The sequence below is a fragment of the Streptomyces sp. NPDC002386 genome, assembly GCF_053593175.1.
Map to the genome: position 1 here is coordinate 420,417 of NZ_JBSFBX010000002.1, position 24,442 is coordinate 444,858.

General features: G+C 68.8%; 21 protein-coding genes. 9 read left to right on the plus strand and 12 right to left on the minus strand.

What is annotated here, in order from left to right; all coding sequences use genetic code 11:
* Positions 1–2: 2 nt before the first annotated feature.
* From gyrA to dnaA, 7 genes are all read right to left on the minus strand, one after another.
* Complete coding sequence (gene gyrA, locus ACWCPN_RS06070; RefSeq protein ID WP_451202692.1) at positions 3–2,600, minus strand: DNA gyrase subunit A; 2,598 nt, start codon at positions 2,598–2,600, stop codon at positions 3–5.
* A gap of 42 nt (positions 2,601–2,642) precedes the next feature.
* Positions 2,643–4,724 (minus strand): DNA topoisomerase (ATP-hydrolyzing) subunit B, encoded by a 2,082-nt coding sequence (gyrB, locus tag ACWCPN_RS06075; RefSeq protein WP_451202694.1) that lies wholly within the window; start codon positions 4,722–4,724, stop codon positions 2,643–2,645.
* Between the two features lie 381 nt (positions 4,725–5,105).
* Positions 5,106–5,639, minus strand: a complete 534-nt coding sequence (locus ACWCPN_RS06080) for a DUF721 domain-containing protein (RefSeq protein WP_451202697.1) — start codon at positions 5,637–5,639, stop codon at positions 5,106–5,108.
* A complete protein-coding gene (recF, locus tag ACWCPN_RS06085) occupies positions 5,636–6,757 on the minus strand; it encodes a DNA replication/repair protein RecF (RefSeq protein WP_392293029.1) in 1,122 nt (373 codons plus the stop codon). The genes ACWCPN_RS06080 and recF overlap by 4 nt, the downstream gene beginning before the upstream one ends.
* A gap of 52 nt (positions 6,758–6,809) precedes the next feature.
* Positions 6,810–7,685, minus strand: a complete 876-nt coding sequence (gene gnd, locus ACWCPN_RS06090) for a phosphogluconate dehydrogenase (NAD(+)-dependent, decarboxylating) (RefSeq protein WP_365121843.1) — start codon at positions 7,683–7,685, stop codon at positions 6,810–6,812.
* 210 nt (positions 7,686–7,895) lie between these two features.
* Entirely contained in the window at positions 7,896–9,026 is a 1,131-nt protein-coding gene (dnaN, locus tag ACWCPN_RS06095) for a DNA polymerase III subunit beta (RefSeq protein ID WP_358929641.1), read from the minus strand.
* A gap of 1,073 nt (positions 9,027–10,099) precedes the next feature.
* Positions 10,100–12,127: a chromosomal replication initiator protein DnaA gene (gene dnaA, locus ACWCPN_RS06100; RefSeq protein ID WP_451202700.1), complete on the minus strand. Its 2,028-nt coding sequence runs from the start codon at positions 12,125–12,127 to the stop codon at positions 10,100–10,102.
* Between the two features lie 396 nt (positions 12,128–12,523).
* Between dnaA and rpmH the strand changes: the two genes are divergently transcribed.
* The 9 genes from rpmH to ACWCPN_RS06145 all read left to right on the plus strand — a co-directional run bounded on the left by rpmH (position 12,524) and on the right by ACWCPN_RS06145 (position 19,436).
* Positions 12,524–12,661 carry a 50S ribosomal protein L34 gene (gene rpmH, locus ACWCPN_RS06105; protein WP_005482975.1) on the plus strand — a complete coding sequence of 46 codons (138 nt, stop codon included), beginning with the start codon at positions 12,524–12,526 and terminating at the stop codon, positions 12,659–12,661.
* Positions 12,662–12,681: 20 nt separating this feature from the next.
* On the plus strand, positions 12,682–13,053 hold the full coding sequence (rnpA, locus tag ACWCPN_RS06110; protein WP_451202702.1) for a ribonuclease P protein component: 372 nt from the start codon (positions 12,682–12,684) through the stop codon (positions 13,051–13,053).
* Entirely contained in the window at positions 13,050–13,415 is a 366-nt protein-coding gene (gene yidD, locus ACWCPN_RS06115; RefSeq protein ID WP_199211229.1) for a membrane protein insertion efficiency factor YidD, read from the plus strand. Before rnpA ends, yidD begins: the two co-directional genes overlap by 4 nt.
* A 3-nt stretch (positions 13,416–13,418) precedes the next feature.
* Positions 13,419–14,693, plus strand: a complete 1,275-nt coding sequence (yidC, locus tag ACWCPN_RS06120; RefSeq protein WP_451202705.1) for a membrane protein insertase YidC — start codon at positions 13,419–13,421, stop codon at positions 14,691–14,693.
* A 15-nt stretch (positions 14,694–14,708) separates the two neighbouring features.
* Positions 14,709–15,221, plus strand: a complete 513-nt coding sequence (locus ACWCPN_RS06125) for a Jag family protein (RefSeq protein WP_451202706.1) — start codon at positions 14,709–14,711, stop codon at positions 15,219–15,221.
* A gap of 115 nt (positions 15,222–15,336) precedes the next feature.
* Complete coding sequence (gene rsmG, locus ACWCPN_RS06130; RefSeq protein WP_199211226.1) at positions 15,337–16,053, plus strand: 16S rRNA (guanine(527)-N(7))-methyltransferase RsmG; 717 nt, start codon at positions 15,337–15,339, stop codon at positions 16,051–16,053.
* 287 nt (positions 16,054–16,340) lie between these two features.
* Positions 16,341–17,414, plus strand: a complete 1,074-nt coding sequence (locus tag ACWCPN_RS06135) for a ParA family protein (protein WP_451203044.1) — start codon at positions 16,341–16,343, stop codon at positions 17,412–17,414.
* Positions 17,411–18,508: a ParB/RepB/Spo0J family partition protein gene (locus ACWCPN_RS06140; protein WP_451202708.1), complete on the plus strand. Its 1,098-nt coding sequence runs from the start codon at positions 17,411–17,413 to the stop codon at positions 18,506–18,508. Before ACWCPN_RS06135 ends, ACWCPN_RS06140 begins: the two co-directional genes overlap by 4 nt.
* 310 nt (positions 18,509–18,818) lie before the next feature.
* On the plus strand, positions 18,819–19,436 hold the full coding sequence (locus ACWCPN_RS06145) for a GNAT family N-acetyltransferase (protein ID WP_365121857.1): 618 nt from the start codon (positions 18,819–18,821) through the stop codon (positions 19,434–19,436).
* Between the two features lie 110 nt (positions 19,437–19,546).
* On the opposite strand, the gene trxA is transcribed toward ACWCPN_RS06145, so the two are convergent.
* The 5 genes from trxA to ACWCPN_RS06170 all read right to left on the minus strand — a co-directional run bounded on the left by trxA (position 19,547) and on the right by ACWCPN_RS06170 (position 24,415).
* Positions 19,547–19,879, minus strand: a complete 333-nt coding sequence (gene trxA, locus ACWCPN_RS06150; protein ID WP_199211225.1) for a thioredoxin — start codon at positions 19,877–19,879, stop codon at positions 19,547–19,549.
* A gap of 63 nt (positions 19,880–19,942) precedes the next feature.
* Positions 19,943–20,914 (minus strand): thioredoxin-disulfide reductase, encoded by a 972-nt coding sequence (gene trxB, locus ACWCPN_RS06155; protein ID WP_199211224.1) that lies wholly within the window; start codon positions 20,912–20,914, stop codon positions 19,943–19,945.
* Positions 20,915–21,084: 170 nt separating this feature from the next.
* Positions 21,085–21,969 carry an anti-sigma factor family protein gene (locus ACWCPN_RS06160; protein ID WP_451202712.1) on the minus strand — a complete coding sequence of 295 codons (885 nt, stop codon included), beginning with the start codon at positions 21,967–21,969 and terminating at the stop codon, positions 21,085–21,087.
* Positions 21,966–22,691: an RNA polymerase sigma factor SigM gene (sigM, locus tag ACWCPN_RS06165; RefSeq protein ID WP_392293036.1), complete on the minus strand. Its 726-nt coding sequence runs from the start codon at positions 22,689–22,691 to the stop codon at positions 21,966–21,968. The genes ACWCPN_RS06160 and sigM overlap by 4 nt, the downstream gene beginning before the upstream one ends.
* 26 nt (positions 22,692–22,717) lie before the next feature.
* Positions 22,718–24,415 (minus strand): protein kinase family protein, encoded by a 1,698-nt coding sequence (locus tag ACWCPN_RS06170; RefSeq protein WP_451202714.1) that lies wholly within the window; start codon positions 24,413–24,415, stop codon positions 22,718–22,720.
* Between the last annotated feature and the right edge of the window lie 27 nt (positions 24,416–24,442).

The following is a 24,442-nucleotide window of genomic DNA, read 5'->3' on the forward strand; positions in this document are numbered from 1 at the left end:
TGCTACTCGGCCGAGGGCGCCTCACCCTCGTCCGTGCCGGTGGGCGCGGCGGCCTCGGCGGTCTCGTCGACGACGTCCCCGCCGTCGACCTCCTCCGCCTCGCGCCCCGCCTCGGCGTTACGTGCGATACCGACCACGGCATCGCGCTTGCCCAGGTTGATCAGTTGGACGCCCATGGTGTCACGGCCCGTCTCCCTGACCTCGCTGACTCGCGTACGAATCACACCGCCGGACAGGGTGATGGCGAGGATCTCGTCGCTCTCCTCGACAATCAGCGCGCCGACCAGCGAACCGCGATCCTCCACGATCTTGGCGGCCTTGATACCGAGGCCGCCGCGACCCTGGACGCGGTACTCGTCGACGGCGGTCCGCTTCGCGTACCCGCCGTCCGTAGCGGTGAACACGAACGTACCGGGTCGAACGACATTCATCGAGAGAAGCTCGTCCGTCTCACGGAAACTCATGCCCTTGACGCCCGAGGTCGCACGGCCCATCGGTCGCAACGTGTCGTCCGAGGCGGTGAACCTGATCGACTGCGCCTTCCTGCTGACCAGAAGGAGATCGTCGTCGGCCGAGACGAGTTCGGCACCGATCAGTTCGTCGTCGGTTCCGTCCTCCCGCTCACGCAGATTGATCGCGATCACACCGCCGGCGCGGGGCGAATCGTAATCCTTCAGAGGCGTCTTCTTGACCAGACCGGACTTCGTGGCGAGGACCAGGTAAGGCGCCGCCTCGTAGTCCCGGATCGCGAGGATCTCGGCGATCGCCTCGTCCGGCTGGAAGGCGAGCAGGTTCGCCACGTGCTGACCGCGCGCGTCGCGGCCGGCCTCCGGGAGCTCGTACGCCTTCGCCCGGTACACGCGGCCCTTGTTCGTGAAGAACAGCAGCCAGTGGTGCGTGGTGGAGACGAAGAAGTGGTCGACGATGTCGTCTTCCTTCAGCTTCGTGCCGCGCACGCCCTTGCCGCCGCGCTTCTGCGCCCGGTAGTCGTCCGTCTTGGTCCGCTTGACGTAGCCACCGCGCGTGACGGTGACGACGATGTCCTCCTCGGCGATCAGGTCCTCGATGGACATGTCGCCCTCGTACGGGATCAGCTTGGTCTTCCGGTCGTCGCCGTACTTCTCGACGATCGCCGCCAGCTCCTCGCTGACGATCCCGCGCTGGCGGACCGGCGAGGCGAGGATCTCGTTGTACTCGTTGATCTTCGCCTGGAGCTCGTCGTGCTCCTGGACGATCTTCTGGCGCTCCAGGGCGGCCAGCCGGCGCAGCTGCATCTCGAGGATCGCGTTGGCCTGGATCTCGTCGATCTCCAGGAGGCCCATCAGGCCGCCGCGCGCGATCTCGACGGTGTCACTGCGCCGGATCAGCGCGATGACCTCGTCGATGGCGTCCAGGGCCTTCAGCAGACCGCGCAGGATGTGCGCCCGCTCCTCGGCCTTGCGCAGCCGGAACCGGGTCCGGCGGACGATGACCTCGATCTGGTGCGTCACCCAGTGACGGATGAACGCGTCCAGGGACAGCGTGCGCGGCACGCCGTCGACCAGCGCCAGCATGTTGGCGCCGAAGTTCGTCTGCAGGTCGGTGTGCTTGTACAGGTTGTTCAGCACGACCTTGGCGACCGCGTCCCGCTTCAGCACGATGACCAGGCGCTGGCCCGTACGGGACGAGGTCTCGTCACGGACGTCGGCGATGCCGCCGATCTTCCCGTCCTTCACCAGGTCGGCGATCTTCTGCGCCAGGTTGTCGGGGTTCACCTGGTACGGCAGCTCGGTCACCACCAGGCACTGGCGGTTCTGGATCTCCTCGACCTCGACCACCGCGCGCATCGTGATGGAGCCGCGACCGGTGCGGTACGCCTCCTCGATGCCCTTGCGGCCCACCACCAGGGCGCCGGTCGGGAAGTCCGGGCCCTTGATCCGCTCGATGAGCGCGTCCAGCAGCTCCTCGTGCGAGGCCTCCGGGTTCTCCAGGTACCACTGGGCGCCGGCCGCGACCTCGCGCAGGTTGTGCGGCGGGATGTTGGTGGCCATGCCGACCGCGATACCGGCCGAGCCGTTGATCAGCAGGTTCGGGAACCGCGACGGCAGGACGGTCGGCTCCTGGGAGCGGCCGTCGTAGTTGTCCGTGAAGTCGACGGTCTCCTCGTCGATGTCACGGACCATCTCCATCGACAGCGGTGCCATCTTGCACTCGGTGTAGCGCATCGCCGCCGCCGGGTCGTTGCCCGGGGAGCCGAAGTTGCCGTTGGAGTCCACCAGCGGCATCCGCATCGACCACGGCTGGGCGAGGCGCACCAGGGCGTCGTAGATCGAGGAGTCGCCGTGCGGGTGGTAGTTGCCCATGACGTCGCCGACGACGCGGGCGCACTTGTAGAAACCGCGCTCGGGCCGGTAGCCGCCGTCGTACATCGCGTACAGCACGCGGCGGTGCACCGGCTTGAGTCCGTCGCGTACGTCGGGCAGCGCACGGGACACGATGACGGACATCGCGTAGTCCAGGTACGAGCGCTGCATCTCCGTCTCGAGCCCGACGGGCTCGACACGCAGGGTGATCTCGCCGCCCTCGGTCTCAGGCGTCTCGGGAGTGTTCTCGTCGGCCATTGCTGGTGAAGATCCTTCCTGGTGCGGTCAGCTGAGACCGACTCAGATGTCGAGGAAGCGGACGTCCTTGGCGTTGCGCTGGATGAACGCGCGGCGGGCTTCGACGTCCTCGCCCATCAGCACCGAGAACAGGTCGTCGGCCTGGGCGGCGTCGTCGAGGGTGACCTGGCCGAGCACCCGGTGCTCCTGGTCCATCGTGGTCACACGCAGCTCCTCGGCGTTCATCTCGCCGAGACCCTTGAAGCGCTGGATCGAGTCCTCGCGGATGCGCTTGCCGCGCTGACGGCCCATCTCCAGCAGCGCGTCCCGCTCGCGGTCCGAGTACGCGTACTCGATGTCGTCCCGGCCCCACTTGATCTTGTACAGCGGAGGACGGGAGAGGTACACGTGCCCGCGCTCGACCAGGTCCCGCATGAAGCGGAACAGGAAGGTCAGCAGCAGGGTGTTGATGTGCTGGCCGTCGACGTCGGCGTCCGCCATCAGGATGATCTTGTGATAGCGGAGCTTCTCGATGTCGAAGTCCTCGTGCACGCCCGTACCGAACGCGGAGATCAGCGCCTGGATCTCCTGGTTCTGCAGGATCTTGTCGATCCTGGCCTTCTCGACGTTGAGGATCTTGCCGCGGATCGGGAGGATCGCCTGGTACTGCGGGTTGCGGCCGGACTTGGCCGAACCGCCGGCGGAGTCACCCTCGACGATGAAGATCTCGCACTTGGTGGGGTCGTTCGACTGGCAGTCGGAGAGCTTGCCCGGCAGGGACGCCGACTCCAGCAGACCCTTGCGCCGGGTCAGGTCACGGGCCTTGCGGGCCGCCACGCGCGCGGTGGCCGCCTGGATGCCCTTGCGGATGATGTCCGCGGCCTCGACCGGGTTGCGGTCCAGCCAGTCGTTGAGGTGCTCGTAGACCGCCCGCTGCACGAAGGTCTTCGCCTCCGTGTTGCCCAGCTTGGTCTTCGTCTGGCCCTCGAACTGCGGCTCGCTCAGCTTCACCGAGATGATCGCGGTCAGACCCTCGCGGATGTCGTCACCCGTGAGGTTGTCGTCCTTCTCGCGCAGCAGCTTCTTGTCGCGCGCGTACTTGTTGATCAGGCTCGTGAGGGCCGCCCGGAAGCCCTCCTCGTGCGTACCGCCCTCATGCGTGTGGATGATGTTCGCGAAGGAGTACACGCCCTCGCTGTAGCCGCTGTTCCACTGCATCGCGACCTCGAGGGACAGGCTCTTGTCCTTGTCCTCCGCCTCCAGGTCGATGACGGTGGGGTGCACCACGTCGCCCTTGCGGGAGTTGAGGTACTTCACGAAGTCGACGATGCCGCCCTCGTAGTGATACGTGACCGACTTGACCTCGGCCTTCTCGTCCGCGCCCGCTTCGTCCGCACCACTGGTGGCCTTCGCCGACTCACGCTCGTCGGTGAGCTTGAGCGTCAGCCCCTTGTTGAGGAACGCCATCTCCTGGAAACGCCGCGACAGCGTCTCGAAGGAGTACTCGGTGGTCTCGAAGATCTCCGGGTCGGCCCAGAACGTGACCGACGTACCGGTCCGCTCGATGGCCTCGTGCTTGGCCAGCGGGGCGGTCGGCACGCCCATCTTGTAGTCCTGCGTCCAGCGGTGGCCGTCGGTCCTGACCTCGACGGAGACCTTGGACGACAGCGCGTTCACCACGGAGACGCCGACACCGTGCAGACCGCCGGAGACCGCGTAGCCGCCGCCGCCGAACTTGCCGCCCGCGTGCAGCACGGTCAGCACGACCTCGAGAGCCGGCTTGCCCTCGGAGGGCACGATGCCCACCGGAATGCCACGCCCGTTGTCGACGACGCGCACGCCGCCGTCGGCGAGGATCGTCACGTCGATGGTGTCCGCGTAACCGGCCAGCGCCTCGTCGACCGAGTTGTCGACGACCTCGTACACCAGGTGGTGCAGTCCCCGCTCACCGGTCGAGCCGATGTACATGCCGGGTCGCTTGCGGACCGCGTCCAGCCCTTCGAGCACGGTGATGGCGCTGGCGTCGTAGGAGGCGGAGGCCGTGCCGGGTGCCGCGGCCTCGCCGGTGACGCCGGCGTCGGTGGACGGGATGTTCTCGTTGGGGTTGCCGGAATCGGCCACGAAGCGCCCTTTCTGGCACAGCACGAGCCAGGCTCCTGGGCGGGCCCCCTCCTGGGAAGGGTCAACCGGAGCGGCTGCGGCATGTTGCGTCGGTAAGCCTTGATCAGCGTTGCTCAGCTTTTCCCGGACGTCCCCACGACTGGGGCGGGATTGTCTCCCAGTCTACCGGTAGCGCCGACAGTGATGGGGGTTTGCCGGTACCTGAGTCCCCATGTGCCGCCCTGAACCGGTCTCGGCCGGGTACCGATATGCGGAAGGGGGCTCCAAGGGGCTCACAGCGGCACTCAGCGCTTCGAGCCGTCAACCCTTGGCTACTGGCGGGTCAGCACGTGATCCACACCTGTGCACGGCACCGCGGCGCGGGCCGCGAAGGCACCGCACGGGGACCGTCCGACGTGATGTACGTCACCCGTAGGTGTCGCCGGGACCGGTGCTCCCCGGAGCCCTCAGCGGGCCGTAACGCCGGGCCGGACCTCCCGGACCGTTCACCTTGATCAGCCGGACCGTGCCGTGGCCGAGGTCCTCGTTGAGCCGGGCCACCAGCGTCGGGGCGAGCAGCCGCAACTGGGTCGCCCAGGCCGTCGAGTCGCAGCTGACCGACAGCACCCGCTCGTCCTCGTCGTACCGCTGCGGCACGCAGTGCTTCGCCAGGTCCTCGCCCACGATCTGCGGCCAGCGGCCCATGACCCCGCCCACCGCGGCCGGCGTCTCCCAGCCCCGCTCGGTGAGCAGCCGGTTGATCGCCGCCCCGAGCGCCATCGGGTCACGGCCGTCGGCCCGCGCGCCCGAGCGCAGCCCACCGCCGCGCCGCGCCTGCTTCTTCTGCCGCGCCGCGTCACCGCGCGCGCGTGCCTGCTCCTTCGCCGCGCGCAACGCCACGCGCGCGAGGTCGACGCCCGACGGCTCGTCCTTCTTCGGCGCGGGTTCCCCGGTGCTCATACGCGCTCCACCGTCCCGCCGGCCACCGCGTACCGCGCACCGGCCAGCACATGGGGTACGTCGTCGTCCACGGCGGCGGTGACCAGCACCTGCTCACCGGGCGCGACCAGCTCCGCCAGCCGCTCCCGGCGGCGCGCGTCCAGCTCGGCGAAGACGTCGTCCAGGACCAGCACCGGCTCGTTGCCCTCCGCGCGCAGCAGGTCGTACGAGGCCAGCCGCAGCGCGAGCGCGTACGACCACGACTCGCCGTGCGACGCGTACCCCTTGGCGGGCAGCTGACCGAGTCTGAGAACGAGATCGTCCCGGTGCGGGCCAACGAGGGTCACACCCCGCTCGATCTCCTGCTTGCGCGCCTCTGCCAGGGCCGCCATCAGCTGACCGTGGAGATCCTCGCGCGTGTGGGCCTCACCGGGCGCCGACGGCTTGTACTCCAGCGCCACCGGACCACCGCCGGGGGCCAGCTGCTCGTACGCCTTGTCCGCCAGCGGCTGCAGCGCGGCGATCAGGTCCAGGCGCCGGGCGAGCAACTCGGCGCCCGCACGGGCCAGATGCTGGTCCCACACGTCCAGGGTGGACAGGTCCATGGAACGCCCGCCGTGCCGGCGCGCGAGAGCGGCGGACTTCAGCAGCGTGTTGCGCTGCTTGAGCACCCGCTCGTAGTCGGAGCGCACCCCCGCCATGCGCGGGGAGCGCGCGGTGATCAGCTCGTCCAGGAACCGGCGCCGCTCACCGGGGTCGCCCTTGATCAGCGCGAGGTCCTCGGGCGCGAACAGCACCGTCCGCACGATCCCCAGCACGTCCCGCGGCCTGACCTGCGAGGAACGGTTGATGCGGGCCCGGTTGGCCTTGCCCGGGTTCAGCTCCAGCTCGATCAGCTGCTGCCGCTCGCCCTGGCGGACCTGCGCCCGGACGACCGCGCGCTCGGCGCCCATGCGGACCAGCGGGGCGTCCGAGGCGACCCGGTGGCTGCCGAGGGTGGCGAGGTAGCCGACGGCCTCGACGAGATTCGTCTTGCCCTGCCCGTTGGGGCCGACGAAGGCGGTGACGCCCGGGTCGAGAGGGACCTCGGCCCGGGCGTACGAGCGGAAGTCGGCCAGCGAAAGATGCGTGACGTGCATGGTCGTCCGCCGACCTCCCCCAGGGTTGTGGATCCCGGAGGGATCCTGTGGATTACTTCTTCTCTACGGCGTGGCCGCCGAACTGGTTGCGCAGCGCGGCGATCATCTTCATCTGCGGCGAGTCCTCCTGCCGGGAGGCGAACCGCGCGAACAGCGAGGCGGTGATCGCGGGCAGCGGCACCGCGTTGTCGATGGCGGCCTCCACGGTCCAGCGTCCCTCACCGGAGTCCTGGGCGAAACCGCGCAGGCCGTCGAGGTGCTCGTCCTCGTCCAGCGCGTTCACCGCGAGGTCGAGCAGCCAGGAGCGGATGACCGTGCCCTCCTGCCAGGAGCGGAAGACCTCGCGCACGTCCGTGACGGAGTCGACCTTCTCCAGCAGCTCCCAGCCCTCGGCGTAGGCCTGCATCATGGCGTACTCGATGCCGTTGTGGACCATCTTCGCGAAGTGGCCCGCGCCGACCTTGCCGGCGTGCACCGAGCCGAAGTCGCCCTCCGGCTTGAGCGCGTCGAAGACCGGCTGCACCTTGGCGACGTTCTCGGCGTCGCCGCCGTACATCAGCGCGTACCCGTTCTCCAGGCCCCAGACGCCGCCGGAGACGCCGCAGTCCACGAAACCTATGCCCTTGGCGGCCAGTTCCCCGGCGTGCTTCTCGTCGTCCGTCCAGCGGGAGTTGCCGCCGTCCACGACCACGTCACCGGGCTCCAGCAGCTCGGCCAGCTGGTCGACCGTGGTCTGGGTGGCCTCGCCGGCCGGAACCATCACCCAGACCACGCGGGGAGCGGAGAGCTTGCCCACAAGCTCCTCGAGGCTGTGGACGTCCGCGAGGTCCGCGTTGCGGTCGTACCCGATGACGGTGTGGCCCGCGCGGCGGATCCGCTCGCGCATGTTGCCGCCCATCTTGCCGAGGCCGACGAGACCGAGCTCCATCAGTTGTGTTCCTTAGGTCGGTGTGTGCCGTGACAGGCACCGGAGTGCCGAGCCGAGCCTAAACCCGGACGCGCGTGCACAGTTGTGGGCATACGCGCTCACACGCACGGCCTGACCTGCGGAATCCCATCCGGCTGCGGGGCTCGTCGCCCGGTCACGGTGCCGGGCACCGCAACGGTGCCCGGCGACTGTGCACAGCTGTGGACGGCCTCAGCCGCTGAGCCGCACCGGCATGATCAGGTACTTGTAGGCCTCGTCCGCCTCGGCGTCCAGCGCGGGCTTGCCGCTGAGGAGCGCCGGCTTGGTGGACGTCGTGAACGACAGCTGCGCCACCGGGGAGTCGATCGCGCTCAGGCCGTCCAGCAGGAACGTGGGGTTGAAGGCGATCGAGATGTCGTCGCCGTCCAGCTGGGCGTCCACCCTTTCCACAGCCTGTGCGTCGTCGCTGGAGCCGGCCTCCAGGATCAGCACACCCTGCTCGAAGCTCAGCCGCACCGGGGTGTTCCGCTCGGCGACCAGGGCCACACGCTTGACGGCCTCCACGAAGGGGGCGGTCTCGATCACCGCGACGGAGTTGAACTCGGTCGGGAAAAGCGTGCGGTACTTCGGCAGGTCGCCTTCGAGAAGACGGGTCGTCGTACGCCGCCCGGCGCCCTCGAAACCGATCAGGCCCTCGCCGGCGCCCGAGCCGGACAGCGCGAGGATGACGCTGTCACCGCTGGTCAGGGCCTTGGCGGTGTCCTGGAGCGTCTTGGCGGGCACCAGGGCGACCGCGGAGACGTCCGGGTTCTCCGGCTTCCACAGGAACTCGCGGACCGCGAAGCGGTAGCGGTCGGTGGAGGCCAGGGTGACGGTGTCGCCCTCGATCTCGATGCGCACACCGGTGAGGACGGGCAGGGTGTCGTCCCGGCCGGCGGCGATGGCCACCTGGGACACGGCGGCCGCGAAGACCTCGCCGGGCACGGTGCCCGTCGCGTTCGGCATCTGCGGCAGCGCCGGGTACTCCTCCACAGGCAGGGTGTGGAGTGTGAACCGCGAGGAACCGCAGACCACGGTCGCCCGTACACCGTCTGTGGAGATCTCCACCGGCCGGTTGGGGAGGGCGCGGGAGATGTCGGCGAGCAGGCGGCCGGAGACAAGGACGGTGCCGTCCTCGTCGACCTCGGCCTCGACGCTGACCTTCGCGGAGACCTCGTAGTCGAAGCTCGACAGGCTCAGCTGGCCGTCCTCGGCCTTCAGCAGCAGGCCGGCGAGGACAGGCGCCGGCGGACGGGCCGGGAGGCTGCGTGCCGCCCAGGCCACTGCCTCCGCGAGTACGTCGCGTTCCACCCGGATCTTCACCGTAAGCCGCCTCCTGCTGTTGCTACTGAGTCCTCCGACTCGGTGTCACCGCCCACTGCGACGGGAAGGACACCGGGGACCAGTCTGACGCACCGCACTGACAGTAGGTGCCTGTCGGGGTCAAGTCGCTCCGGGGGGCAGCCGGGCTCGAGACGGCGAGTTGTGCACAGGCCCCGCTTCGAAACGGATTCCCAGCTCTCTCTAGTTGGGAGTAGTAGTAGGGGCTGTGGATACCGTGGATAACCACGTTTTCCCAGCTCAGAGCCGGAATTTTGTCCACTGACCCTGTGGGCGGAGACGGTGGACAACTCAGGGTCTCTGTGGAGAACGGAAAGTTCTGCACACACCGCCCACAGCCCGAGCGCAGTTCTCCCCAGCTGCGTCCCCAGCTTTACCCACGTTTCCCACACCCCAATCCGGCAGCCTCGTGTGACGGCTTTCACTCGACGCGGTGATCTGGTGCGTCGCGTTGCCGAACAGTGGACAGCCATGTGGAGAAGCTGGGGATCGCTGGGGACAACCCGCTCCAGCCTGTGGGCCGCCCGTGGACAACTCCGTGCACAGCCTGTGGATCTCCGTCTCGTCCACAGTCTGTGGAGATCCGTCGTCCACGATTCCACAGGCCACTGAGCTGCGCGAACGTCACTTCCTCAGGGCGCCTGTGGACGCGGTTCGGGACAACTCCACAGTCCCCAGGATGTGGAGGGAAGAAAGTCGGCGAATCTGTGGAGGGGGGCCGTAACCACGCAGGTATTCGAACACCCGGTGGCCCTGGAGGAACGAACGGCGGACGGCGACGCCCTGCCGGCAGCCCCTCCGGAGCCCCTCCGGAGCCCCTCCGGAGCACCTCCGGAGCCGGTCCGGAGCCGGTCCGGAGCCCGTCTGAGGCCCGTCTGGTGCCCGTCCGGTGCCGGACCGGTGCCCGCCCGCGGCCGGTCCGCCGCCCGTCCGCCGCCGTCGTGGCAGCGCGCGGCCGGGTGCCGGCGAGCGCGCGGGAGGCTTTCCGCCCACACGGCAGGGCGCCCCCGGGATCTCCTCCCGGGGGCGCCCTGCCGTGTGGTCCTGTGGCCGGATCAGCCGTTCTTGATGCGGTTCGTCAGCTCGGTCACCTGGTTGTAGATCGAGCGCCGCTCGGCCATCAGCGCGCGGATCTTGCGGTCGGCGTGCATGACCGTCGTGTGGTCGCGGCCGCCGAACTGCGCGCCGATCTTCGGCAGCGACAGGTCGGTCAGCTCACGGCACAGGTACATGGCGATCTGCCGGGCGGTGACCAGCGCGCGGCCGCGCGAGGTGCCGCACAGGTCCTCCACCGTCAGACCGAAGTAGTCGGCGGTGGCCGCCATGATGGCCGGCGCCGTGATCTCCGGAGCGGAGTCCTCGCCGCCGGGGATCAGGTCCTTCAGCACGATCTCGGTCAGACCCAGGTCCACCGGCTGCCGGTTGAGCGACGCGAACGCCGTCACCCGGATCAGCGCGCCCTCCAGTTCGCGGATGTTGCGCGAGATCCGGGAGGCGATGAACTCCAGTACCTCCGGCGGGGCGTTGAGCTGTTCCTGTACCGCCTTCTTGCGCAGGATCGCGATGCGCGTCTCCAGCTCGGGCGGCTGGACGTCGGTGATCAGACCCCACTCGAAACGGTTCCGCAGCCGGTCCTCCAGCGTGACGAGCTGCTTGGGCGGCCGGTCGGAGGACAGCACGATCTGCTTGTTGGCGTTGTGGAGCGTGTTGAAGGTGTGGAAGAACTCCTCCTGCGTCGACTCCTTGTCCGCGAGGAACTGGATGTCGTCGACGAGCAGGATGTCCATCTCGCGGTAGCGCTTGCGGAAGCTGTCGCCCTTGCCGTCGCGGATGGAGTTGATGAACTCGTTGGTGAACTCCTCGGAGCTGACGTACCGCACCCGCGTGCCCGGGTAGAGGCTGCGCGCGTAGTGCCCGATGGCGTGCAGCAGGTGCGTCTTGCCGAGCCCCGACTCCCCGTAGATGAACAGGGGGTTGTACGCCTTCGCCGGTGCTTCGGCGACGGCCACGGCGGCCGCGTGCGCGAACCGGTTGGAGGCGCCGATGACGAAGGTGTCGAAGAGGTACTTGGGGTTCAGCCGCGCGGTGGGCTCACCGGGACCGCTCGCCGGCGCGGGCTGCGCGGCCAGCGGTCCGGGGGCGCCGCCCGCACCGGCCGACGGCAGGTTCGGACGGACCGGGCCGCCGCGGTGCGCGGGGCCGGCGCCCGGCGGCTGGTCGGGCAGCTCCCGGCGGACCGGGTCGCGCTGGTCGTAGTCGGCGCGCGGGGTGTCGTAGTCGGGGCGGTCGTAGTCCTGCCGGTCCCGGCGGTCGTCCGGACGTTCGTAGTCCTGGCGGTCCTTGCGCTCGTAGTCCTGCCGGTCCCGGCGGTCGTCCGGGCGGTCGTACTCGGAGCGGTGGCCGTCGTACTCGCCGCGCTGCTGCTCGTACGCCTGGCGCTCCCGGCCCGGCGAACGGTAGTCCTGCGACGGCGGGCCGTAGCCGTCCTGGGAGGAACCGCCGTAGGGGTCCTGCGGTGAGGAGGCATAGGGGTCGCGGTCGGGGAAACCGAGCCGCGGCTGCTGCCAGCCGCCGTACTCGTCCCGTGCGGGGCGCGGCCAGGCGCCGGGCTCGGGCCGCTGGTACTCGGAGGGGTACGCGGGCCGCGCGGTGGGGAGCTGGTCCCCGCGCGACGGCGGTTCGCCACCCTGCTGCGGATCGGCCGCGCGGTGGCGGCCGTAGCCCTCGTACGGTCCGGGCTGCGGCTCGGGCTCGTCGTAGCGCGGCTGCGGCTGGGGCGTGGACGACGCGGGGGCCGGCGGCTCGCCCGCGGAGTCGTCGACGGTGATCGCGATGCGGATGGGACGTCCGCACTCGCGGCTGAGGGTCTCGCTCACGATCGGCGCGAGACGGCCTTCCAGTACGCCCTTCGCGAATTCGTTCGGCACGGCGAGCAGGGCGGTGTCCGCCACCAGCGCGAGCGGCTGGCAGCGCCGGATCCAGTGCTCGTCCTTCGTCTCGACACCCTGGCCGCGGCCCTCACCGAGGAGCTGCTCCAGTACTCGTGGCCACACTGCGGCAAGATCGGCAGGTACGTCAGCCACAGGGCACGCTCTCTCGCAGGTCCCACGAACGTGTGGTTCGGGGACGGGGTTCGGGATGAAGATCGGGTGGAAGGTGGGGCGATCCCGCTCGGGCGGGGACAAGGGAACGAATCGGAGTTCAGCCACGGTAGTCAGCGCGGCGGGTAGGGTTCAAGTTGTTGTCCCCAGCCTGTGGACAGTGTCCCTCCTGGCTGCTGGTTTGACCGAATGGCGCAGCCCCGCGTACCGTAACCAGGTCGAGTTGTCGATGGCTGCTGCCGCCTGCCTCCGATGGGCACAGATCACTAGCAGGTGATCGGGAAGCGGTGCACTCGGGCGTGACGCGAGCTACTCGTGGGCGCACGGTGACAGCCAGGACGGCACCCCGCCACTACCGATTTTCTCTGGAGCCCCCGAGTGAGCAAGCGCACCTTCCAGCCGAACAACCGTCGTCGCGCGAAGACCCACGGCTTCCGCCTGCGGATGCGCACCCGTGCCGGCCGCGCGATTCTCGCGAACCGCCGCAGCAAGGGTCGCGCCAGCCTGTCCGCCTGATTCGATCAGGTCATGACGTCGTGCTGCCCACCGAGAACCGGCTGAGGCGGCGCGAGGATTTCGCGACCGCGGTACGACGAGGTCGCCGGGCCGGTCGCCCGACCCTCGTCGTCCACCTTCGTAGCGGTGCCACGGACCCGCACGCGCCTGGGGAGAGCGCTCCCCCGACGCGTGCGGGTTTCGTCGTGAGCAAGGCAGTGGGTGGAGCGGTCGTGCGCAACCAAGTCAAGCGCAGACTGCGCCACCTGATGCGTGACCGAGTCGCTGTTTTCCCCCCCGGTAGCCTGGTAGTCGTACGAGCGCTGCCCGGAGCGGGCGACGCAGACCACGCACAGCTGGCCCGAGACCTGGATGCCGCCTTGGAGCGGCTGCTGGGAGGGGGCGCGCGATGAAGTACCCACTGCTGGCCCTGATCAAGCTGTACCAGTGGACGATCAGTCCACTCCTTGGGCCGGTGTGCAAGTACTACCCGTCGTGCTCCCACTATGGCTACACGGCCATCGACCGGCACGGTGCGATCAAGGGAACGGCACTCACCGCCTGGCGCATCCTCCGGTGCAATCCGTGGTCGCTCGGCGGTGTGGACCATGTCCCGCCGCGCAAGCGCCCGCGGTGGCACGAAATGCTGCGCAACGCTTGGCGCGCACGCAAGGGCGGAACCTCCGCCGCCGAACCGGCCACCGAGGAGAGGACTCGATCCGAGCTCTCCTCGAGCCCGGCCGCAGAGACTTCGTCCCATGCCCAAGGAGCATGATTAGTGGACACGATTGCCAGTCTTTTCAGCTTCATCACGACACCCGTCTCGTGGGTCATCGTCCAGTTCCACACGGTGTACGGCGCCATCTTCGGCCCTGACACCGGATGGGCCTGGGGCCTGTCCATCGTGTCCCTGGTGATCCTGATCCGCATCTGCCTGATCCCGCTCTTCGTGAAGCAGATCAAGGCGACCCGGGCCATGCAGACGCTCCAGCCCGAGATGAAGAAGATCCAGGAGCGCTACAAGAACGACAAGCAGCGCCAGTCCGAAGAGATGATGAAGCTGTACAAGGAGTCGGGTACCAACCCGCTCTCCTCGTGCCTTCCCATCCTGGCGCAGTCGCCGTTCTTCTTCGCCCTGTATCACGTGCTCAACGGCATCGCCTCGGGCCAGACCATCGGCGTCATCAACGCGTCGCTGCTGGAGAGCGCCCGTAAGGCGCACATCTTCGGTGCCCCGCTGGCCGCGAAGTTCAAGGACAGCGCCAGCACGATCGAGGCCCTGGGCGCCTCGGTCACCGACGTCCGCGTCGTGACCGTGGTCATGATCGTCATGATGTCGGCGTCGCAGTTCTACACGCAGCGCCAGCTGATGACGAAGAACGTCGACACCACGGTGAAGACGCCGTTCATGCAGCAGCAGAAGATGCTGATGTACGTCTTCCCCATCATGTTCGCCGTCTTCGGTATCAACTTCCCGGTCGGTGTCCTCATCTACTGGCTGACCACCAACGTGTGGACCATGGGCCAGCAGATGTACGTCATCCACAACAACCCGACCCCGGGTTCCAAGGCCCAGGCCGCCTACCTCGAGCGGCTGACCAAGCACGTCACCCAGCACGGCAAGATCCGCCGCCGCAGCGAGAAGACCATCGTCAAGGCGATCGTCGCCAAGGGCCGCGACCGCAACGAGTCCGAGCGCAAGTTCATCAACGGCCTCACCAAGGCGGGCCTCGCGGCCCAGGCCGACGGCACCGTGGTGAAGAGCGAGAGCCAGGCCCTGGCACAGGCCGAGGACGGTACGACGACCGCCACCGCCACCGCCGTGCGGCGTCAGCAGCCCAAGCGCCAGAGCAAGGCTCAGCGTCAGTCCGGCCCGACCAAGCAGGCGGACGAGGGGCCCTCGCTGGAGAAGTCCACCGACGAGCCGCAGGACGACGTCAAGCCCGCTGCTGCCAAGCAGCCCCAGAAGCCCGGCTCCGGCACCCGCAGCAAGGCCCAGTCCGGGCAGCGCAAGGGTGGCCCGCAGCGGCCCAAGTCCCCGTCCAAGAAGTAAGAAGGAGCCCATCCCGTGACGGAAGGCACCACCTCCGCCGCTGCCGAGGGTGCAGACACCCTGACCCGCCTGGAGCAGGAGGGCGAGATCGCGGCGGACTACCTGGAGGGCCTGCTCGACATCGCCGACCTCGACGGCGACATCGACATGGACGTCGAGGCCGACCGCGCCTCTGTGTCGATCATCAGCGACGCCGGCAGCCGTGACCTGCAGAAACTGGTCGGCCGGGACGGCGAGGTGCTCGAGGCTCTTCAGGAGCTCACGCGCCTGGCCGTGCACCGGGAGACCGGTGACCGCAGTCGGCTGATGCTGGACATCGCGGGCTACCGGGCCAATAAGCGCGCCGAGCTGTCGGAGCTGGGCGCCAAGGCCGCCGCCGAGGTCAAGAGCACGGGCGAGCCGGTGAAGCTCAAGCCGATGACGCCGTTCGAGCGCAAGGTCGTGCACGACGCGGTCAAGACCGCAGGGCTGCGCAGTGAGTCCGAGGGCGAGGAGCCGCAGCGCTTCGTCGTCGTACTGCCCGCCTGATCGGCCCCTCTCGTTTTACGGCCCCGTCTGCCTGCAGACGGGGCCGAACTTTGTCAGCCTGGTAGTTCTGGTGGCCGGTGCACGAAGCCCGGCGCTGTACGGAAGGACGGTCCCCGTGACGGAGGCAGCGGAGCTTCCCCCCGCGCCCGAACAGGCGCGGGAAGTGTTCGGTGAGCGCTTCGCCGATGCGGTTCGCTATGCGGAGCTGCTCGCCGAGGCGGGAGTGCAGCGCGGCCTGATCGGCCCGCGCGAAGTGCCCCGCCTGTGGGAACGGCATCTGCTGAACTGCGCGGTCCTCTCGGAGGCGGTTCCTGAGGGGGTGACGGTGTGCGACGTCGGCTCCGGAGCCGGCCTGCCGGGTATCCCGCTGGCCCTGGTCCGGAACGACCTGAACATCACCCTGCTGGAGCCCCTGCTGCGGCGCACCAACTTCCTCACCGAGGTGGTCGAGCTGCTGGGCCTGGACCACGTCACGGTGGTGCGTGGCCGGGCCGAGGAGGTCATGGGCAAGCTGCCGCCGGTCCATGTGGTGACCGCCCGTGCCGTGGCTCCGCTGGACCGGCTGGCCACCTGGGGTATCCCCCTGCTTCGTCCCTACGGCGAGATGCTCGCCCTCAAGGGGGACACCGCCGAGGAGGAGCTGAAGTCGGCCGCGACGGCCCTCAGCAAGCTCGGTGCGGTGTCGACGTCCATCCTTCATGTCGGCGACGGCGTGGTGGATCCGCCGTCCACCGTGGTCCGGGTGGAGGTCGGTGAGAGCCCCGGCGGTGTGCGGTTCGCCGCCAAGCGGGCCAAGGCCGCTCGAACGGGACGGGCACGGCGTCGTCGCTGACTCCTGGGGGTGACGTCTCGGGGTCGTACTGAGAACGAGACGTACTCCACCCAAGCTGCCAAACCCGTGCAAGCCGGAGTGTCGCGAAGATCCGGTCGCTGTAGCTGTGCATCGTGTTTCACGTGAAACGTCGCTCACTGCTGCACGGCATCATCAGTAGGGGCCGCGCTGCGGCCGAACCTCGTGACCGCAAGCCTCTCGGTTCACTCGGAAAGGCAGCGGAGTTGTCCACAGAGGTGGATTTCTCCACAGAACAACAGGCCTCACTGGTTCACGACCCCGAAGGCATGGGAGGCTCTGTTCATTGCGAGCCTGAAGTCGAGGAGAGTGAATCCTTGCGGTCCGACGCCAACATCGCGGGACCGATGACCGATCCGGTCCCCGGTCCCCGTACCGAGTCGATGGGGGCGGATGTTTCACGTGAAACACCGCCCCCGATGGACGACACTCCCATCGGTCGTGCTGCCCAGCTGGCGGTGGAAGCTCTGGGGCGGGCCGGTGAAGGCCTGCCACGACCCGAGCAGACCCGAGTCATCGTGGTCGCCAACCAGAAGGGCGGCGTCGGCAAGACGACGACGACCGTCAACCTCGCCGCTTCGCTGGCTCTGCACGGCGGCCGCGTCCTGGTGATCGACCTCGACCCGCAGGGCAACGCCTCCACCGCGCTGGGGATCGACCACCACGCCGAGGTTCCCTCGATCTACGACGTCCTGGTCGAGAGCAAGCCTCTCGCCGATGTCGTCCAGCCCGTGCCGGACGTCGAAGGCCTCTTCTGCGCTCCAGCCACCATCGATCTCGCCGGTGCGGAGATCGAACTGGTCTCCCTGGTGGCCCGGGAGAGCCGGCTGCAGCGGGCGATCCAGGCTTATGAGCAGCCGCTGGACTACGTCCTCATCGACTGCCCGCCGTCGCTGGGCCTGCTGACCGTCAACGCGCTCGTCGCCGGCCAGGAGGTCCTCATCCCCATCCAGTGCGAGTACTACGCGCTGGAGGGACTGGGGCAGCTGCTGCGCAACGTCGACCTGGTACGAGGCCACCTCAACCCGACCCTGCATGTGTCGACCATCCTGCTCACCATGTACGACGGTCGGACGCGTCTCGCCTCGCAGGTCGCGGAAGAGGTGCGCACCCATTTCGGTGACGAGGTACTGCGGACGAGCATTCCCCGCTCGGTCCGGATCTCCGAGGCGCCGAGCTACGGGCAGACGGTGCTGACCTACGATCCTGGATCGAGCGGCGCCCTGTCCTACCTTGAGGCCGCCCGAGAAATCGCGCTGAGGGGCATTGGCATCAACTACGACGCCAGCCAGGCCCACATCGGCGCCCAGAACGATCCGAACATGGTGGAGGGCATCCAGTGAGCGAGCGACGGAGGGGGCTGGGCCGTGGGCTCGGCGCACTGATCCCTGCTGCCCCGACCGAGAAGGAGCCGGCTCCGGCCGCGAGGGGGAGCCAGGCTTCCACTTCTCCGGCCGCGGTACCGCTGCTGTCGGACCGAGGGGTCGCCGCGGCGAAGGTGGCCACGCTGCCGTCTGTTTCACATGAAACAGAGGAGCCCCCGGCGAGCCCAGCCGCGGAAACGCCCGCGCCCCCGGTGGGGGCTCACTTCGCTGAGCTTCCCCTGGACTCCATCACGCCGAACCCGCGCCAGCCGCGTGAGGTCTTCGACGAAGACGCGCTCCACGAGCTGATCACCTCCATCAGGGAGGTCGGTCTCCTCCAGCCCGTCGTCGTTCGGCAGCTCGGGCCCGCCCGCTACGAGCTGATCATGGGTGAGCGGCGCTGGCGTGCCTGCCGTGAGGCCGGCCTCGAGGCCATCCCGGCGATCGTCCGGGCCACCGACGACGAGAAGCTGCTTCTCGACGCGCTGCTGGAGAACCTGCACCGCGCGCAGCTGAACCCGCTGGAAGAGGCGGCCGCCTACGACCAGCTCCTGAAGGACTTCAACTGCACCCATGACCAGCTGGCCGACCGCATCGGGCGTTCGCGTCCGCAGGTCTCCAACACGCTGCGTCTGCTGAGGCTCTCGCCCGCCGTGCAGAAGCGGGTGGCCGCCGGTGTTCTCTCGGCCGGCCACGCCCGAGCCCTGCTGTCCGTCGAGGACTCGGAGGAGCAGGACCGGCTCGCTCACCGCATCGTGGCGGAGGGGCTGTCCGTTCGGGCCGTCGAAGAGATCGTGACGCTGATGGGGTCCCGGCCCCAGAAGGCTTCGCGGTCCAAGGGCCCTCGGGCCGGAGGACGCGTCTCCCCGGCGTTCAACGAGCTGGCGACGCGACTGTCGGACCGCTTCGAGACGCGGGTGAAGGTCGAGCTGGGCCAGAAGAAGGGCAAGATCACCGTGGAGTTCGCCTCCCCGGAGGACCTCGAACGGATTCTGAACACGCTCGCTCCCGGAGAGCGCCTGGCCCTCCAGCAGAGCCTGCAGGAGAGTGCGGCCGACGGAGCCGACGACTGATCGTCACTCCTGCCCAGTGAGCTGAAGAGCGGACGGCGTCCGGTGGTACCGGAAGGCGGTCCGCTCTTTGCTTTGAGGCGGTATCGAGGCAATCGCATCGTGGATACGATGCGTGTGGGTATGGCGCATCCACCTGGCGGACTCTGAGTGGGGAGACAGGGGCCATGCGATCGATGAGCCGCACCGGACTGGTGAGCGCGGGCCTGGGCATCGGGGTGGTCGGCGGATTCGTCGGCAGCCTGCTCGGGAGACGGAGCGTCCTGACGACAGCTCGCGATGCGGCGGGCGAAGGAAGCGAGGAACAGCTTTCATGGGGCGTCGGCTCGTACCGCTCACGCTGGACAACCTGGAGGACCTTCCCCGGCGCTGCCGCTCGTGTGTCTTCTGGGAGTTGGATCCCGTCAGCGGCGAGGCCGCGGTAAAGGCCGGCACCTCCGGACTGGAGAAGGAATCCTGGATCTCCGCCGTGCTGCTGGATTGGGGATCGTGCGGCCGGGTGGTCTACGTCGACGACATCCCCGTCGGCTTCGTGCTCTACGCGCCCCCGGCCTACGTGCCGCGCTCCACGGCCTTTCCCACGAGTCCGCTCTCCCCTGACGCCGTCCAGCTCATGACGGCGTTCATCCTGCCCCGCTATCAGGGGCAGGGGCTGGGCCGGGTGATGGTCCAGACGGTCGCCAAGGATCTGCTGCGCCGCGGCTTCAAGGCGATCGAGGCGTTCGGCGACGCCCGCTGGAAGGAGCCGGCCTGTCTGCTGCCCGCAGACCACCTCCTGGCCGTGGGGTTCAAGACGGTCCGGCAGCACCCCACGCACCCCCGTATGCGGTTGGACCTTCGCTCGACCCTCTCCTGGAAGGAAGACGTGGAGATGGCACTGGACCGCCTTCTGGGTGCGGTCCAGAAGGAGCCGGCACTGCGACCGTTGTAGCGGGCGCGCGGTCAGCGAAGCCCACCTCATGCGAATGGGCCAACCCGTTGGGGTTGGCCCATTCGTGTTTCACGTGAAACATGCGCCGCCGGTTCGACGGCACCTACCGACTACTCGGCGATGAACTCCTCGAGGTCCCGCACGATGGCGGCCTTCGGCTTGGCGCCCACGATCGTCTTGGCGACTTCGCCGCTCTGGTAGACGTTCAGCGTCGGGATGGACATGACGCCGTACTTGGCAGCCGTACCCGGGTTCTCGTCGATGTTGAGCTTGACGATCTCGATCTTGTCGCCGTACTCGGCGGCGATCGCCTCCAGCGACGGGGCGATCTGGCGGCAGGGACCGCACCAGGCGGCCCAGAAGTCGACCAGGACGGGCTTGTCGTTCTTGAGGACGTCCTGCTCGAAGGAGTCGTCGGTCACGTTCTTCAGAGTGCCGGCCACGGCGGGCTCCTTAACTTGGTCGTGCGGTGAGGCGGGAGTGGGCGAGGGTCGGACGGCGGCGATTCAGACGGCGGCGGTCTTCTCGGGCTCGGCCTTGTCCTCGTCCGCGAGGGCGGCGAGGAAGCGCTCGGCGTCGAGAGCGGCGGAGCAGCCGGTGCCGGCCGCGGTGATCGCCTGCCGGTAGGTGTGGTCGACCACGTCACCGGCGCCGAAGACCCCGGTCACGTTGGTGCGGGTGGACGGGGAGGCGACCTTCAGGTACCCCTCCTCGTCGAGGTCCAGCTGACCCTTGAAGAGCTCGGTGCGCGGGTCGTGGCCGATCGCGATGAACAGACCGGTCACCGGCAGCTCCGACAGCTCGCCGGTCTTGATGTTGCGCAGCTTGAGCCCGGAGAGCTTCTGGTCGCCCTGGACCTCGGCAACCTCGCTGTCCCAGACGAACTTGATCTTCGGGTCGCCGAAGGCACGCTCCTGCATCGCCTTCGAGGCGCGCAGCGTGTCCCGGCGGTGGACGATCGTGACCGACTTGGCGAACCGGGAGAGGAAGGTGGCCTCCTCCATCGCGGTGTCGCCACCGCCGATCACGGCGATGTCCTGGTCCTTGAAGAAGAACCCGTCACAGGTGGCGCACCACGAGACACCACGGCCGGAGAGGGCGTCCTCGTTCGGCAGACCGAGCTTGCGGTGCTGGGAGCCGGTCGTGACGATCACGGCCTTGGCGCGGTGAACCGTCCCGGCGGTGTCCGTGACGGTCTTGATCTCACCGGTCAGATCGACGGAGACGATGTCGTCCGGGATCAGCTCGGCGCCGAAGCGCTCCGCCTGGGCCCGCATGTTGTCCATCAGGTCCGGGCCCATGATGCCGTCGCGGAAGCCCGGGAAGTTCTCCACCTCGGTGGTGTTCATCAGGGCACCGCCGGCGGTGACGGCACCTTCGAACACCAGAGGCTTCAGCGACGCGCGCGCGGTGTAGAGCGCCGCCGTGTAGCCTGCGGGCCCGGAGCCGATGATGATCACGTTACGGACGTCGCTCACGGCTTGATTCCTCGTCTCTGGTCTGTGTCAGTCGACCGGTGGAGCCCCTTTCGGAGCTCTCACCCCACCCAACGGATCCTAGGGGGTCCGCATTCCCAGTGTGTCCGGGCACACGGGGATGCCACAGGGTACGGATGACCGCACAGGCGCCGAGGAATCCTCCGACGAACTCAGGACCGAGGGAACGACCGTTTCATCAGTACCTTGCCGGCGGAGTCGGGATGCTGATGGACGCACTGCGCGTCGACCACGTAGGCGGTGACCCGGGTGCTGTCGTCGGCGTCGGGCACCACGACCAGGTAGGCGCTCTTACCGGCGTAGATGCCGGTCTTGGAGCCCAGGACGTCGTCGTGGCTGTTGATCGCCTGGCGGACACATTCCGGGACGGGGGGCTGAGCCTGGAGCAAGGTGTTGGCGCTCTGGGTGGACCCGGGGCTGGTGTGCTCGGTCTCGACCCCCGAGCGCGGCTCCTTGGAGTGATGCTGCCTGGTCGTGCCGGCGGCCAGCAGACCCCTGACCTGGCTCTGGACGCTGTCTCCGGAGAAGCTGCCGGAGGATGGCGTCGCCGTGCCATGAGCCGTCGTACCGGAGTCCCCACCGCTCAGGGACTGCAGCACGAGGGATCCGGCGCCCAGGACCGCGGCGGTGAGAAGGGAGCCCAGGACTACGGTCCTTCGGCGACGGCCACGCCGAGCCTCCTTGCGTCCTGGACCTGTCGCCGCGGGGGACCGTCCAGCAGGGCGGTCCGACGGGATCGATGTTTCACGTGAAACACGACCACCGCTCTCCATGGAGACGGTCGAGGTCGGCACCGCCTCGGCGGCGAGAGCGGCGTCGAGACGGCCGGCGATGTCCGCAGGCATACAAGGGGCGTCCTCGAACGTGCCCAGCAGCCCTCGGATCTCCTCCAGTGAGGCGAGGACGTCAGCGCACAGCTCGCACGCCTCCAGGTGCCGCCGTACGGCGGTGGCCCGGTCGGATGGGAGCAGATCCTCGGTGAGGTCGGAGATCTCCGCGACGTCCGGGTGCCCGGCCGTGTCTGTCGGGGAAGTCACGCTCGCCCACCTCCGCCCTTCGCTACGGCTGAATCGCTCGGACCCGTGCCTCCGGCATCTCTGCCGTGAAGGCCCGTTGCAGGTGGGACGGATGTCCCCTGCACCCGGTTCCGTCCCGGAGCGGGTTCTTTTTCGTCTCCGGTGCTTCCGGGCCGCAGATGGCCGAGCAAAGGGAGGAGCCGGGCTCTGCCCCGGGCGCATCGGCTCTTCACCGTGCCGGTGGGCACATCGAGGATCCGGGCGGCCTCGGCGACGGGATAGCCCTGCATGTCCACAAGGACCAGCGCGGCGCGCTGGTCGTAGGGAAGCGTGCCGAGCGCCTCGAGGAGCTGCCGGTGCAGATCGTTCCGCTCGGCGGGGGCCGCGGCGGACTCATGCGGCTCCAGCAACTGCTCGAGCCGCTCGGTGTCGTCGACCGGGGCGGTCTTCCGGGTGGCGGCCTTCCGTGCGCGGTCGAGGCAGGCGTTCACGGTGATCCGGTGCAGCCAGGTCGTGACGGCCGACTGACCCCGGAAGGTGTGCGCGGCCCGATAGGCGGACACCAGGGCGTCCTGGACGGCGTCAGCGGCCTCCTCCCGGTCGCCCAGCGTCCGCAGCGCCACGGCCCAGAGCCGGTCCCGATGCCGTCGGACGATCTCGGCGAAGGCATCGGGGTCGCCTTCCACGTGTCGGGCGAGCAGATCCTCGTCCCGTGCGTCGCCGTATCCGGCGCCATCTCCCATCGGCCCCTCCCGAGTGGAGACCTACCTCAGCTGGTCACCTTGATGTCTGCCACTCGGCCCCGCCAGTGGCCCTCGTTGTCCGCGGGCAGCTTGGTCAACCACACGAGGAGGTACTGCGTCTTGAGGGTCTTGCCGGGCTTGAGCGTCACCGTGGTGCCCGAGCCACTGGCAACCTTGGTGTAGGCGTTGAAAGTCGTCGGCTCGGATCCCGCGCCCGCGTCGGCGGCGCGGAGTTCGACCGAGGTCTCGCCCACGAACGTGATGCTCACCTTCCCGACCTGCTGGACCTTGCCGAGGTCGAGTTTGACGCCGACGCCCGACTTCAGATTGCCGAACTCCGGGCTCAGGTAGAAGTCCGTCTGCCAGTAGGAAGCGGTGCTGTTGTCGTAGGCCTTGCTTATGTCGGCCGGCTTCTCGGACTGGTCACTTCCGAACGGGTCGAAGTCCCGGGCGCCCTTGATGGCGATGGGCCTGCCGTCCGTGGGCTTCTTGGGGCTCTTGTCGCCGCCGTCCTGCGTCTGGGTGTTGTCGGTGTCGTTCGACTTGTCGCCGTCCATCAGGGCGTCCGCGAGCTGCCAGCTGCCCAGACCCAGTGCGGCGATGAGCAGGGCGGAGACCGCCCACTTCAGGACCTTGCCGGTACGGCTCTCCAGCGGGGCCGGCGGAGACGTGAGCTGCTGGGTGGCGCCGGGGTGCGGCGCGGGCCGCCCGTAGGTGCCCTGCTGGTACGTGGTGCGCTGGTACTCCGGCGGTGCGGTGAAGGCGGGCTCCGGCGGGCGGATGCGGGGCATCTCGCCGATCGCCTTGACCAGTTCCTCCGGTGTGGTGCAGGCGGCCTCGTGACGCGAGGCGGTGGCGCCGTCGTTGACCAGGGCCCGCATGGCGAGCTCGGACAGACCACGGTGCACACCGGCCCGTACCTGGTCCGGGGCGATCAGGCCGATGTCCTTGGGAAGTCCCGCCAGGCCGTAGGCGTCGTTCTCGTACGGCCAGCGCTGGGTGAGCGCCGCGTACAGCAGTGCGCCGATGGATTCGGTGTCCGTGCGCTGCGGGGTGTCCGAGTTGATGCCGCGCAGCGCCGCGTTCACGGCGAGACCGCGGATGCGCCACTGGCCGGTGGAGGCGCGCAGTACGGCGTTCGGGTTCAGCCGGAGGTGGGCGAGGCCCTCGCGGTGGGCGGCGGCCATGGCGGAGGCCACCTGACTCACCATCTGGTACGCGTCGTGCGGCTCCAACGGGCCGGCCGCGAGCAGCGCGGTCAGTTCGATGGCGTCGGGCAGCCATTCGTGTACGACGTAGACGAGGTCGTTCTCCTCGACGGCGTCGAGGACCTGGACGAAACGCGGATCACCGAGCAGTGCCGATGACCGGGCGGCGGCCAGCACCGACCGTGCCCGCACATGATCCGCGGGGAGGATGTGGACGCCTACGGCGCGACGGAGTTTCTCGTCGACCGCACGCCAACTGCTGAATCCGTCCAGACGGGTGACGCACTCCTCGAGACGGTAGCGTCTGGCGAGCTTGTGACCGCTGTGCAGTTCGGGCGGCGAAGCCTTCCTGCCGGGGCCCTCCGTCCCGCCGCTCCCCTGCGCCTCGTCGCTGTCCGTGTCCCGCTCCGGGTTATGGGCCACCCCGTCGGCCGTGGACTGGTCCGCCTTCGCGGTCAGCGGCTCGTCGCCGCTGTTGTCTGCCACGTCGACGGCAGCCGTGCTCCGTTCCGCCACCGTCGTCCCTGCCTCCCCATCCGTTGC

Excerpts from the sequence above, each read along its gene's own strand:
- gyrA (WP_451202692.1), bottom strand. The coding sequence starts at position 2,600 with ATGGCCGACGAGAACACTCCCGAGACGCCTGAGACCGAGGGCGGCGAG.
- ACWCPN_RS06080 (WP_451202697.1), bottom strand. The coding sequence starts at position 5,639 with ATGAGCACCGGGGAACCCGCGCCGAAGAAGGACGAGCCGTCGGGCGTC.
- recF (WP_392293029.1), bottom strand. The coding sequence starts at position 6,757 with ATGCACGTCACGCATCTTTCGCTGGCCGACTTCCGCTCGTACGCCCGG.
- gnd (WP_365121843.1), bottom strand. The coding sequence starts at position 7,685 with ATGGAGCTCGGTCTCGTCGGCCTCGGCAAGATGGGCGGCAACATGCGC.
- yidD (WP_199211229.1), top strand. The coding sequence starts at position 13,050 with ATGAAGTACCCACTGCTGGCCCTGATCAAGCTGTACCAGTGGACGATC.
- ACWCPN_RS06135 (WP_451203044.1), top strand. The coding sequence starts at position 16,341 with ATGGGAGGCTCTGTTCATTGCGAGCCTGAAGTCGAGGAGAGTGAATCC.
- ACWCPN_RS06145 (WP_365121857.1), top strand. The coding sequence starts at position 18,819 with ATGGGGCGTCGGCTCGTACCGCTCACGCTGGACAACCTGGAGGACCTT.
- sigM (WP_392293036.1), bottom strand. The coding sequence starts at position 22,691 with ATGGGAGATGGCGCCGGATACGGCGACGCACGGGACGAGGATCTGCTC.